A 12584-nucleotide genomic window follows, 5' to 3' on the forward strand; every position below is an offset into this window, starting at 1 on the left:
ACCACGAGGAGAGAGCCAGATGTCTGCCATCGAGACAGCCGACCCGACCACCTCACCGCACGGCCTGGAACCGCCGCCCGGCGCACCCGTGATGCTGCGGGTGCCGGACGGCGACGACACCGCCGGCTGGGTGTCCCGGAACCGGGACGGGCTGCGGTCCGCGCTGGAGGAACACGGTGCGGTCCTGGTCCGCGGACTGGGGCTGCGCGACGCGTCCGGCGTCGAGGCGGTCCTGCGTCAGCTGGCCGTCGAACCGGTGCGGGAGAGAGAGGCGTTCGCGGCGCGGGAGACCTACGCGCCGGGTGTGCACTCCCCCTCCGCCTGGCCGTCGAACCAGCCCATGTGCATGCACCACGAGCTGAGTTACACCCTCGATTTCCCCGGCCTGATGCTCTTCGCCTGCCTCGCCGAGCCCACCTCCGGCGGAGCCGTCTGCCTCGCCGACGCGTCGGCCGTCCTCGACTCGCTGCCCCGTGGCCCGGCCGAACGCTTCGAGCGGACGGGCTGGCTGCTGACCCGCAGTTACAACGGCGAGATCGGGGCCACCGTGGCCGACGCCTTCGGCACCGACGACCGGTACGCCGTGGAGGAGTACTGCCGCGACCACGCCATCGACTGGGCCTGGCAGCCCGACGGCGCTCTGCGCACCACCCAGCACCGCAGTGCCGTCGTCCGGCACCCGGCCGGCGGACGGCGTTGCTGGTTCAACCAGATCGCCTTCCTGAACGAGTGGACCCTCGACCCCGAGGTCCGCGCGTACCTGGTCGACGAGTACGGAGCCGACGGCCTGCCGTTCAACACCCGTTACGGCGACGGCGGAACCATCGACGAGGACACCGTCCGGCTCATCGGCGCGGCCTACCAGGCGCACACCGTACGTCTGCCGTGGCGCGCGGGTGACCTGCTGCTCGTCGACAACGTGCGGACCGCGCACAGCAGGGAGGCGTACGAGGGGCCGCGCGACGTGGTCGTCGCGATGGCCGCACCGACCCGGCTCGACACCTGTCCGCCGGTGGCGGGCGCTGCGACGGGGGCGGGGCTGCGATGAACACCGGCCATGCCCACGCGGCTGCCTCTCCCGACTCCACCGTCTCCTCCGTCCCCGCTGCCTCCTCCGCGTCCTCTTCCTCCGCCTCCTCCGACGGGATCACCGTTCCTCCGTTCGCCGTGATTCCCGGTGGTCAGGTCCAAGATGCCCTGGAGGGGCGCGAGAAGGAGATCGTGGAGGTCGTGGAGGCCACCTACCGGCTGCACGGAGCGGGCAGGACGGTGAACCCGCCCTCCTCGTTCCTCCGCTTCCCGGACCGCCCCGACGCTCGGATGATCGCCCTGCCCGCCTCCCTCGGCAGGGAGTCCGGCCGGGTGTCCGACGGGGACTCGCGGGTGGACGGGCTGAAGTGGATCTCCAGCTTCCCTGCGAACATCGGGTCCGGAGTGCCGCGGGCCTCCGCCGTGCTGATCCTCAACGACCCCGTCACGGGGTACCCGTTCGCGTGCCTGGAGAGCTCGATCATCAGCGCGAGCAGAACGGCCGCCTCGGCGGCCTCGGCGGCCGACCGGCTCAGCCGGGACCGCCCGCGCCCGACCCGCGTCGGGTTCTTCGGCACGGGCCTGATCGCCCGGTACATCCACACCTATCTCCAGGGCTCCGGCTGGTCGTTCGACGACATCGGGGTGTACGACGTCTCCCCGGGCAGTGCCGCCGGATTCCGGCTGTACGCGGAGCAGTCCGGCAGCGCGGCCCGCGTCACCGTGCACAGCGGCCCCGAGGCGCTGATCCGCACCAGCGACCTGGTGGTCTTCGCGACCGTTGCGGGACGGCCGCATGTCAGCGACCCGGCATGGTTCGACCACAACCCCGTGGTCCTGCACGTGTCGCTGCGCGACCTCGCCCCCCAGGTCCTGCTCGCCTCGACCAACATCGTGGACGACATCGAACACTGCCTCCGGGCCTCGACCTCACCCCATCTGACCGAACAGCTCACCGGGAACCGGGACTTCGTGCACGGCACGCTGGACGACGTGATGACGGGCCTGGTGGACGTGCCGGCGGACCGCCCCGCGGTCTTCTCCCCCTTCGGCCTCGGCGTGCTCGATCTCGCGGTCGGAAGCTACGTCTACGACGAGGTGGCCCGCGCGGGCCGACTGCAGATCATCGACGACTTCTTCCGCGAACGGAGCCGTTACGGATGACAGCACCGGCCGGTCCCCCGGCACAGGCACCAGTCCCCCGAAGAGGAGTACGTCATGTCGGTCATATCCGTTCCTCAGGCATTCAACGAGGAGGAGCTCTATGTCGACGTGCGGTCGGTCTTCGGGCAGCCGCTGCTCCTCAAGTGCGAGGGTTTCAACTTCGCGGGCTCGATCAAACTGAAGGCGGCCGCCGAGATGGTGGCCTCGGCCGAACGCGACGGGTCCCTCACCGCCGATTCGGTCCTGGTGGAGTCCTCGTCCGGCAATCTCGGTGTGGCGCTGAGCATGATCGCGGCGAGCAAGGGATACCGCTTCGTCTGCGTCACGGACTCCCGCTGCAACCTCGCGACGCGGCTGATGATGGAGGCACTGGGCAGTGAGGTGCACGTGGTGTCCGGGCAGGAGGCCAACGGAGGCTTCCTCGGCGCGCGGATGGAGTACGTACGGCGCATGTGCGCCGACGACGACCGCTGCGTGTGGCTGAGCCAGTACTCCAACCCGGCCAACTGGAGGGCGCACTACCTCACGACCGCCCCGCAGATCGCCCGCTCGTTCCCCGAGCTGGACGTCCTGTTCGTCGGCGCGGGGACCACCGGAACGCTGATGGGCTGTGCGCGCTTCTTCCGGACCTGGCACCGGCCGGTGCGGATCGTCGCCGTGGACAGCGTGGGCTCGGTGGCGTTCGGCGGTCCCCCGGGCCGCCGGATGATTCCGGGCCTGGGCATGAGCATGCGCCCGCCGCTGCTGGACGAGTCGTACGTGGACGAGGTCGTGCGGGTCGAGGAGGCGGACGCCATCCGGGCCTGCCGCCGCCTGGCCCGGCACGGCTTCCTCTTCGGCGGCTCCACCGGCACCGTGGCGAGCGGTGCGACCGGCTGGCTGGCGGAACACGAGGCGGGGCAGGACCTCACCGCCGTGGCGGTCGCGCCGGACCTCGGGGAGCGCTACCTCGACACCGTCTACCAGGACAACTGGGTCCAGGACCTGTACGGCGAGGACCCGCTGAGCGATCCCCGGCCCGGGGGCGAGGGTGATCGGATGCGGCGGGAGGCCTTCTCCCGGACCCCGGAAGCCAGGTAGGGAACGGATATCGCCTCGCAGTCCCCGCCGGGCAGCCGCGGGCCGGGCCGGGCCGGACGGGTGGCCGCGGTAAGGGTCAGCCGGCGCCCAGGGAGATCTCGGTGGACTTGACCAGGGCGACCACGGCCGTCCCGGCGGTGATACCGAGATCGGTGACCGCGTCCCTCGTGATCGCGGCGGTGAGCTCGCCGCCCTCGACCGACACCTTGACGCTCGCCATGGCGCCGCCGGCCGTGACGCCGGTGACGGTGCCGGGGATCCGGTTGCGGATGCTCAGCCCCTCGACGGCGCCGGTGGCCAGGGCGACCTCGGTGGACTTGATCAGCGTGCGGACCGGCGTCCCCTCCGCGAGGCCGAGGTCCGTCACGGCCTCGCGGGTGATCGCGGCCGTGATGTCCTGGCCGCCCGTGAGCCGGACCTTCACCGTGGCCATGGCCTCGCCCGCGGTGACGGCGGTGACCGTGCCGGGGATCTGGTTGCGGATGCTCAGGCTCATGAGAGGGTTCCTCTGATTCGTCCGTAAATGCCAGGTATCTCCTGGTACGCGCTCCCACTGTAGACAGGACCGCCCCGGATGTCCGGCTGCCTTGTGGACGGGGGTCGGGCCGGACCTGTGAGGATGGCGGACACCACGGACATCGCGCGGGTGGCCGGTGTGCGCAGCGAGGGAGCAGCGGGTGTCGCAGGAGCCGGCGGGTCCGGTGGAGTGGATGGAGCGGCACCAGATCGCGGTGTACCTGGGCGCCATGGCGGCCGGTGCCCTCGTGGGCCGGGCGGCGCCCGGAGCCGGGCCCGGTCTGGAGCACGCGATCAATCCGGTGCTCGGTGCGCTGCTGTTCGTGACGTTCCTCCAGGTCCCGGCCGCCGAGCTGCTCCGTTCCCTGCGCGACGGGCGGTTCCTGTCCGCCGCGCTGGTGGTGAACTTCGTCGTGGTGCCCCTGGTGGTCGCGGCGATGTTCGCGTTCCTGCCCGACGACAGGGCCGTCCGGCTCGGGGTCCTGCTGGTGCTGCTGTGCCCGTGCGTGGACTACGTGATCGTGTTCAGCGGGCTGGCGGGCGGCTCCGGCCGGCGGCTGCTGGCCGCGACCCCGCTGCTGCTGGTCGCGCAGATGCTGCTGCTGCCGGGGTTCCTGTACCTGTTCATGGGGGCGGACCTGGCCGGCGTCGTCGGGGCCGGTCCGTTCGCCGAGGCGTTCGCCGTGCTGATCGTCGTCCCGCTGGCGCTGGCCTGGGCGGTCCAGGCGTGGGCGGCCCGCCGTCCGGCCGGGCGGCGGGCCGCCGACGCCGCGAGCACCGCGATGGTCCCGCTGATGGCCGCCACGCTGTTCGTCGTGGTCGCCTCCCAGGTCCCCGGGCTCGGCGACGGGCTGGGCGGCATCGCGGCGGTCCTCCCGTTCTACGCCGCCTTCCTGGTCGTCATGGCCTTCGCCGGCAAGGCCGTCGCCCGGCTGTTCCGGCTGGACACCGCCGCCTCCCGGGCGGTCGTCTTCACCGGGGCGACCCGTAACTCCCTGGTCGTGCTGCCGCTGGCCCTCGCGCTGCCCGACCGGCTGTCGGCGGCCGCCGCCGTCGTGGTGACGCAGACCCTCGTCGAGGTCATCGGCATGATCGCGTACGTACGGCTCGTCCCCCGGCTGGTCCCCGGCACCGGCTCCGCCGGTGGCTCCTAAGCTCGTCGACGGAGGGCCGGGAAGGCACCGAGGAAGAAGCCGAAGAAAGAACTGAAGAAGAGCGGGCGACGATGTCGAGAACCGGTGACCGGCTCCGTCCCCGTACTGAACGCGGCCGCAAGGGCCGCACCGGCGAGGAGGACCACCATGGCGAAGTACCTGCTTCTCAAGCACTACCGCGGCGCCCCGGCAGCGGTCAACGACACCCCCATGGACCAGTGGACGCCGGAGGAGATCACGGCCCACCTGCAGTACATGAACGACTTCGCGGCCCGACTGGAGGAGTCCGGCGAGTTCGTCGGCGGCCAGGCACTGGCCCCGGAGGGCGAGTGGGTCCGCTACGACGGCGAGGGGCGGCCGCCGGTGACCGACGGGCCGTTCGCCGAGACCAAGGACGTCATCGCCGGCTGGATGATCATCGACGTGGACAGCCATGAGCGCGCCGTCGAACTGGCCGGGGAGCTGTCGGCCGCCCCGGGGGCGGGCGGCAAGCCGATCCACGAGTGGCTGGAGCTGCGCCCGTTCCTGGCCCCGTCGCCCACCGTCGAGGAGTGCCCCCACCGATGAACGAGGCTCTCCTGCGGAGCCTCACGCCGAGCGTGCTCGGGATCCTCGTCCGCCGCGGTGCGGATTTCGCGGCGGCCGAGGACGCCGTGCAGGACGCTCTCGTCGAGGCGTTCCGCGTCCGGCCCGCCGAACAGCCCCGCGACCCCAAGGCCTGGCTGGTCACCGTGGCGTGGCGCAAGTTCCTCGACGCGACCCGCGCCGACACCGCACGCCGGCGGCGTGAGGACCGGGTGGAGGAGGAACCGCTGCCCGGCCCCGCGCCCGCCGCGGACGACACCCTCCAGCTGTACTTCCTGTGCGCGCACCCGTCGCTGACGCCGTCGTCCGCGGTCGCACTCACCCTGCGCGCCGTCGGCGGGCTCACCACCCGCCAGATCGCGGCGGCCTATCTGGTGCCCGAGCCGACCATGGCGCAGCGCATCAGCCGGGCCAAGCGGACCGTCTCCGACGTGCGGTTCGACCGGCCGGGCGATGTCTCGACCGTGCTGCGCGTCCTCTATCTGGTCTTCAACGAGGGCTACTCCGGCGACGTCGACCTCGCCGCCGAGGCCATCCGGCTCACCCGGCAGCTCGCGGCCGCGATCGACCATCCCGAGGTGGCGGGGCTGCTCGCGCTGATGCTGCTCCACCACGCCCGGCGCGCGGCGCGGACCGCGCCCGACGGCAGTCTGGTGCCGCTCGCCGAGCAGGACCGCGGCCGGTGGGACACCGTGTCGATCGCCGAGGGGATCGGCATCCTCCAGGCGGCCCTGGCCCGTGACCGGCTGGGCGAGTTCCAGGCCCAGGCAGCCATCGCGGCACTCCACGCCGACGCGCGCAGCACCGGGGAGACCGACTGGGTGCAGATCGTCGAGTGGTACGACGAGCTCGCCCGCCTGACCGACAGCCCGGTCGTCCGGCTCAACCGCGCGGTCGCCGTCGGGGAGGCCGACGGGCCGCGCGCCGGCCTGGCGGCGCTCGCCGCGGTCGACCCCGCGCTGCCGCGCCACACCGCGGTGGCGGCGTACCTCCACGAGCGCGACGGCGACCTGCCGAGGGCGGCCCGGCTGTACGCCGAGGCGGCCCACCAGGCGTCCAACGTCGCCGAGCGCGACCACCTGACACGCGAGGCCGCCCGGCTCAACGCCCGGCTCCGCCGCTGACGGATCGCACCGGACCGCCGGCCGTCCTACGCCACCACGCCTCGTGCGGCGAGCAGTCCGGCGACCCGGTCCAGGGGCAGCGCCGGGACGTGGTGGCCGGCCCGGCCGGTCATCGAGTGCGCGCCGGTGAGCACATTGAGGACGGCCTCCTCCACCGACTCGACCACCGCGCCGTAGAAGGCGTCCATCCGCCCCCACGGCACGAAGCGCAGCGACTCGTACGGGGCGCTGCCGTCGTTCTCCGGGAAGGTGCTGGTCAGGGCGCCCGCGTTGGCGGTGGAAAAGGCCAGGAAGATGTCGCCGGAGAAATGGCTCCCGGTGGTGCCGGTGCGGGCGAGGCCGAGGGTGGCCCGCCGGGCCAGCGCCTTGCACTGGCCGGGCAGCAGGGGTGCGTCGGTGGCCACGACGACGATCACCGAGCCCGCCCCGGGCGGGACTTGGGGTTCACCTTCGGGCACCGGGGCGGGCGCGACGGGCAGTTCGCGGCCCACCGGCACGCCGGCCACCACCAGTTCGCGCCGTGCGCCGAAGTTGGCCTGCACGAAGGCGCCGACGGTATAGCGGTCCTCGCCGTACTCCACCACCCGCGAGGCCGTGCCCGAGCCGCCCTTGAAGCCGTAGCAGCGCATGCCCGTACCGCCGCCGACGCAGCCCTCCTCGACCGGACCGGTGGCGGCCGCCTCGATGGCGTCCGCCGCGTGGCGGGGCTCCACGGCCGTGCCGTGGATGTCGTTGAGGTGGCCGTCCCAGGTCTCGGTGACCACGGGCAGCAGCCATTCGGGCGCCATGCCGCGGCAGTTGGCCCGTACCCACTCGATGACACCGCGGTGCACCGGGCCGACCGCGTAGGTGTTGGTGATGAGCACCGGCACCGCGAGCGCGCCGCTCTCCTCGATCCAGGCGGTGCCGGTCATCTCGCCGTTGCCGTTGAACGAGTGCCAGCCGGCCGCGCACGGGGTGCCCACGCCGTCCCGGCCGCGCGGCAGGAGCGCGGTCACTCCGGTGCGTACGTCGTCGCCCTCGCACAGGGTCACGTACCCGACCTCGACACCGGGGACGTCCGTGATCGCGTTCCACGGACCGGGTTCGCCGGTCAGGGGGATGCCCGACTCCCGTGCCCTCATGCGGCTGTCGTCCACCGGTTCCTCCCGCGCGCCCTCGTCGGTCGTCCGGCAGAGCGTACGGGAGGCCCGTGGTCACGGACAGGGCACGGTGTGACCGCGCGACGGGGTGCCGGAGCCGCCGCGGTCCTTCAGTGCTTGCCGCTCCCGGCCGGTTCGGCGGTGACCTCGCCGTGGCTCAGCCAGGGCCGGGCGAGCAGGACCAGGGCGACGCCCGCCAGGGCCAGCGAGATGACGATGACGGCCGCCATGGGGGTCGCGCTGTCCTCGCCGAAGAGGCCGACGAGCGGTGAGGCCACGGCGCCGAAGAGGAACTGGAGGCCGCCGATGAGCGCCGACGCCGCACCCGGTGCGCCGCGGCCCAGGTTCTGGCCGATGCTCATCGTCGAGGGGAAGATCACCGCGATGCCGGAGATGGCGACGAAGAGGCAGATCCAGGTGACGGCCAGGTGCTCCCCCGTCAGCGCGGGCAGGACCAGCAGCGCGACGGCCCCGGTGCCCGAGACGGCGAGCCCCGCGATCAGGAGCGTGTTCAGCCGGACCCGTACGGAGAGCCGCGCGAAGGTGACTCCGGCGATCAGCATGCCCACGGCGTTCGACGCGAAGATCAGCGAGTAGCCGGTGGCCGATACGCCGTGCACGTTCTGGAAGACGAAGCTGGAGCCGCTGATGTAGGCGAACAGTGCCGCCGAGGTGAAGCCGAGCACGAGGACGTACCCCATGAAGGCGCGGTGGCCGAGCAGCGTGCCCATGGTGCGGAAGGTGCCCACGAGGCCTCCGCTGTGCCGGCGTTCGGGCGGCAGCGTCTCGGGGACCTTCTTCAGTACGGCGATCAGCAGCAGCGCGCCGAGGACTGCGAGGACGACGAAGACGGCACGCCAGGTCGACAGCGACAGGACCGCGCCACCGACGACGGGGGCGGCGATCGGCGCGATGCCGAGGATCTGGGAGAGCAGCGCGAAGTAGCGGGGTACGTCCGCTCCGCGGAAGCAGTCGGTGATCACCGCGCGGGCGAGCACCATGCCGGCCGCGCCCGCGAATCCCTGGAGGAAGCGGGCCGCGGTGAGCAGTTCGACGTTCGGCGCGACGGCACACAGCAGGGAGAAGAGGACGAAGCCCGCCGCTCCGGAGAGCAGGAGCCGGCGACGGCCCCAGCCGTCGCTCATCGGGCCGATCAGCAGCTGGCCCACCACCATGCCGACCAGGAACGCGGTCAGGGTGAGCTGCACGGCCGAACTGCTCGCGTGCAGCGTTTCCCCCATGGAGGGGAAACCGGGCACGTACATGTCGGTGGCGAGCGGGGCCACGGCGGTCAGCGCACCCAGCACGGCGATCAGGGCGGAGACCTGCCCCGGCGACACGGGCGGGGCGGACGGGGCCGGCCGGGCCCGGGCAGCCCGGGACGCCGCCTCGTCGGAGGCGGAGGAAGGAGATAGCATGAGGAAAAGGTAACCGATGGTTCACTGGTTAACAAAGGAGTGCTGGTGCAGTCCCATCCCGATGGTGTCCGCGACGACTGGGTCCGCCACAATGCCGGGCTCGACGCCTCCGCCATGGAGGTCGTGGCCCTCGTCAAGCAGGTGTCCGCGCTCTTCGAGCGCGCGGTGGAGCCGCTCTACGAGGGCGCTCCGCTCACCGCACCCGAGGCCGACCTGCTCATTCCGCTGCGGTACGCGACGGAGCCGGCCATCGCCCGCCGGCTGGCCGACAACATGGGAATGTCACGTGCCGGGGTCAGCAAGACGCTGGCCAAGCTGGAGAAGCGCGGTCACATCGAACGCACTCCGAACCCCGCCGACCGGCGCGCCGCGCTCGTGACGATCACCGATTCGGGGAAGCGGGCGATCGACCAGATCTTCCCGCGCCAGGTCACCACCGAGGCCGAACTGCTGTCCGGGCTCGGTGAGGACCGGACGAAGGTGGTGGAGGCCCTCGCCCTGCTCGCCCGGGTGATGGAGGACGGACTGGCGCACCGGCACGGCAGAGGCCTGGGCCTCGGCCTCTCCAACATCCGTGGTACCTAGGGCCTTTGACCTGCCGTCCGGACCGTGCGGCGCTTCGTTGTCAGAGCCGTGTGCTGAACTTTCCTCATGGTGATCACAGGGGCGACGGAACCAGCAGCGGCAGGGCCGGGAGGCGACGGCCCGGCGCCGGCGTCGGAGGCCGGGCTCACCGATCGGAGCCGCGGCGTGCACTGGGCCCCGTTCAGTGCGGTCGAGCGCTCCGCCGTGGCCGCCATCGATCTCTTGCGGCGCCTGGCGGCGGACGGGAGCGGGGTGCCGGCCCCGGCACCCCGGGATCCGGAGGTCGTCCGGTTCCTCGGCGGCACACACAGCACCCACTGGCCGCGGGCGACGGGGTGCCCGGACTGGCTGGTCGCGTCCTGGCTGGACTGCGGATTTCCCGAGAACGCGCCGCGCGGCCCCCGCCCGGTGCCGGTGTCCGGCCGGGCGGAGGTCCTGGAGCGGCTGCGCGGCGACACGGACGCCGCGAGCCGCGGCCTGCCGCGCCACCGCAGTGCCTCGAACATCGCCACCTGGCTGTCCCCGTTCTACCTGGGCGGCGTCGTCACGGCCGCCGACATCCTGGAGGTGCTGCCGGCCCGTCTGTCGATGCCGGTCCGGGTGCGGTGGCAGCCGAGCCGCGTCCGTCACGCCTTCGAGGACGCGCTGCGGACCCTGCTGGCCGACGCGCTGGGCACCGACCGGCGGGCCTGGCTCCGGCTTCTGACGGCGGCGGAGCGGACGTGCCGCCCCGCATCGGACCGGCCGGACATCACCTGGCCCCAACTGGTCGAACTGGCCGGGTCCGTCGAGCCCGATCCCGGCTCGCTGCTGCCGGCCCGTGAGCTGGAGAACGAGTGGATGTTCTCGCGCCGCAGCCGCAACCGGACGGCGGCGGACGAACTGTTCGACGCGACGTGGTGGTGGCCGGCCGGTGAGGTGCTGCGGCGGGCCGACAGTGCCGTCCTCGGGCTCGTCATGCCCGCGCTGCCCGCCGGCACGGGCGTGCTGCTCGCCCAGTACGTGGTCGCCGTGCGCCACGGCACCCCGCCGGGGGTGCTGCGTCATCTCGTGGCCGTCGGCGACCGCGACGCGCTGCTCGTCCTGGCCCGCAGCGTGGACATGGACGAGCGGACCGCCCTGCCCCTGCTGGCGCCGAAGGATCAGGAGATCCATCTGAGGGTGGTGAACACCTGGGCCGGCGTGGGTCCGGATCAGCGGCGGGAGGCCCTCACCGACCCCGCGGTGGATCTCGCCCCGCGGGCGGCGGAGATCTCCTCCCTCGTCCATCACGAATGCCTCCAGGCGCGTGAACCGGAACTGATCGAGGCGGCGTTCGGCGGGCCCGGCCAGAAGAGGTTCAAGGCCCAGGAACACCTGACGGGCTGCCTGGCGCTGCTGCGGGCGGGCGGTCCGGCCCGGCTGACCGCGCTCCTGGCCACCGGCCGGGTCTCCCCCGCCGTCACCCGTATCTGCACCAAGGCGCTGACGGCCTCCGACCCCGGGGCCGCGCTCCGTGCGCGTGCGCAGCGGGAGTTCACCACGCCGAAGCTGGCCGCCCGGCTGCGCCGGGTGGGCCGGAGCTCGGGTCCCACGGACACGGCGCAGCTGATGCGGCTCTTCGACGACTGGGAGACCGACTGGCCGGAGCTGGAGTCGGAACACGCCCGCGAGCCCTTCGAGCACTGGCCCCAGATCGTCAACCGCATGTCGACTCCCCGGGAGGTGCTGGCCCGGCATGCCGGGGCGGCAGCGCGTGACCGCCGCCACCGGACCGTGTGCCGGAGCGAGGACCCGGTGGTCGCGCGCGGGATCCTGCGGTCCGGGATCAGCTACGGGAGCACGCCTGACGGCGCCATCGACCAGCTGGACCGGATGCTGGAGGAGGGCTCGGTCACCGCCGACGACCTGATATCCGTCGCCGGACAGGGCCCGTGCGTCCTGCAGTACCTCGGCGACGCCCGCCATCGGACGGACGCCCCGCGGGCGGTGGCCAAGGCGGTGGCGAAGGTGGCGGAGCTGGTCCACGAGCACCTGCCGGTGGACGACGAAGCCGCCTGGCACCGGCTGTACGCACGGCTCGGCGCCCAGTCCCCGCATCCGCTCCAGGAAGGCACGATCGAGGCGCTGCTGACGGCCGGGGCCGACGACCGGCGGCCGTAGCGATCCGGCCGGGCCGGCAGCCGACGGGGCGTCACCCGTACGGCCCGCGCCCGGTCGCCGTCGCCCGGGGGCCGTCCGACGATCGGAATTCGGTCGATCGAGGGGAGAGGTCCGGTCATGGACCCACAGGACGGTTACGAGTGGCGGACGCAGCAGACCCGGCAGACCGGGTACGTCCCGTCGCAGCACACGCCCCCGCACCGGCGGCCCCGTGTCGATGCCGGGCGGCTGTGGGCGGGCGGCGCCATGACCGCGCTCGTCGCCGCGCTCACCGCCGTCGTCGGGCTGCTGCTGATCCGGGGTGTGCTGGGGATCCCGGTCTTCGCGCCCGAGGGTGACGGGGCGATGGGTGACGCGTCGACGGGGGTGCTGGCCATGGGGGCGGCGCTCGCCGCCCTGGTGGCCACGGCGCTGCTGCACCTGCTGATGCTGGCGACACCGCAGCCGGGCACGTTCTTCGTCTGGATCGTCACGCTCGCCACCGCCGTGATGGTGCTGCTGCCCTTCACCACGTCCGCCCCGCTGGACGCCAGGATCGGCTCGGCCGCGCTGTACCTCGTCATCGGGATCGCGATCGGTTCGCTCCTGTCCGCGGCCGGCCGCAGCGCCGCACGCCAGGAGTTCTGACCGGCCCGGGAGGGGCTC

Annotated in this window: 12 protein-coding genes; 9 read left to right on the forward strand and 3 right to left on the reverse strand. The window is 72.8% G+C overall.

Annotation, left to right across the window (positions count from 1 at the left end; genetic code table 11):
* Positions 1-91 precede the first annotated feature (91 nt).
* Genes OG521_09210 through sbnA form a run of 3 tightly spaced genes read left to right on the forward strand, consistent with a single transcriptional unit; the run spans position 92 to position 3273 of the window.
* Entirely contained in the window at positions 92-1048 is a 957-nt protein-coding gene (locus OG521_09210; GenBank protein WUW26622.1) for a TauD/TfdA family dioxygenase, read from the forward strand.
* Positions 1045-2193: a 2,3-diaminopropionate biosynthesis protein SbnB gene (gene sbnB / locus OG521_09215; GenBank protein ID WUW20956.1), complete on the forward strand. Its 1149-nt coding sequence runs from the start codon at positions 1045-1047 to the stop codon at positions 2191-2193. Before OG521_09210 ends, sbnB begins: the two co-directional genes overlap by 4 nt.
* Before the next feature lie 54 nt (positions 2194-2247).
* Positions 2248-3273, forward strand: coding sequence for a 2,3-diaminopropionate biosynthesis protein SbnA (gene sbnA / locus OG521_09220; GenBank protein WUW20957.1), 1026 nt, complete (start codon positions 2248-2250; stop codon positions 3271-3273).
* 76 nt (positions 3274-3349) lie between these two features.
* Here the strand turns inward: sbnA and OG521_09225 are convergent, their stop codons facing one another.
* Positions 3350-3769 (reverse strand): TOBE domain-containing protein, encoded by a 420-nt coding sequence (locus tag OG521_09225; GenBank protein ID WUW20958.1) that lies wholly within the window; start codon positions 3767-3769, stop codon positions 3350-3352.
* A 181-nt stretch (positions 3770-3950) separates the two neighbouring features.
* Between OG521_09225 and OG521_09230 the strand changes: the two genes are divergently transcribed.
* The 3 genes from OG521_09230 (at position 3951) to OG521_09240 (ending at position 6652) form a co-directional block, all read left to right on the forward strand.
* Positions 3951-4943 carry a bile acid:sodium symporter gene (locus OG521_09230; GenBank protein ID WUW20959.1) on the forward strand — a complete coding sequence of 331 codons (993 nt, stop codon included), beginning with the start codon at positions 3951-3953 and terminating at the stop codon, positions 4941-4943.
* A 147-nt stretch (positions 4944-5090) separates the two neighbouring features.
* Positions 5091-5510 (forward strand): YciI family protein, encoded by a 420-nt coding sequence (locus tag OG521_09235; GenBank protein WUW20960.1) that lies wholly within the window; start codon positions 5091-5093, stop codon positions 5508-5510.
* Complete coding sequence (locus OG521_09240; GenBank protein ID WUW20961.1) at positions 5507-6652, forward strand: RNA polymerase subunit sigma-24; 1146 nt, start codon at positions 5507-5509, stop codon at positions 6650-6652. The genes OG521_09235 and OG521_09240 overlap by 4 nt, the downstream gene beginning before the upstream one ends.
* 26 nt (positions 6653-6678) lie before the next feature.
* Here the strand turns inward: OG521_09240 and OG521_09245 are convergent, their stop codons facing one another.
* On the reverse strand, positions 6679-7791 hold the full coding sequence (locus OG521_09245; GenBank protein WUW20962.1) for a P1 family peptidase: 1113 nt from the start codon (positions 7789-7791) through the stop codon (positions 6679-6681).
* A 113-nt stretch (positions 7792-7904) separates the two neighbouring features.
* On the reverse strand, positions 7905-9212 hold the full coding sequence (locus OG521_09250) for a multidrug effflux MFS transporter (protein WUW20963.1): 1308 nt from the start codon (positions 9210-9212) through the stop codon (positions 7905-7907).
* A 45-nt stretch (positions 9213-9257) separates the two neighbouring features.
* On the opposite strand from OG521_09250, the gene OG521_09255 reads away from it, so the two are divergent.
* From OG521_09255 to OG521_09265, 3 genes are all read left to right on the forward strand, one after another.
* A complete protein-coding gene (locus OG521_09255) occupies positions 9258-9797 on the forward strand; it encodes a MarR family transcriptional regulator (protein WUW20964.1) in 540 nt (179 codons plus the stop codon).
* 165 nt (positions 9798-9962) lie between these two features.
* Positions 9963-11939, forward strand: coding sequence for a hypothetical protein (locus OG521_09260; GenBank protein WUW20965.1), 1977 nt, complete (start codon positions 9963-9965; stop codon positions 11937-11939).
* 117 nt (positions 11940-12056) lie between these two features.
* Positions 12057-12566, forward strand: a complete 510-nt coding sequence (locus OG521_09265; GenBank protein ID WUW20966.1) for a DUF6069 family protein — start codon at positions 12057-12059, stop codon at positions 12564-12566.
* Positions 12567-12584: the final 18 nt, after the last annotated feature.

It is taken from the genome of Streptomyces sp. NBC_01463 (genome assembly GCA_036227345.1).
Lineage (GTDB): Bacteria > Actinomycetota > Actinomycetes > Streptomycetales > Streptomycetaceae > Streptomyces.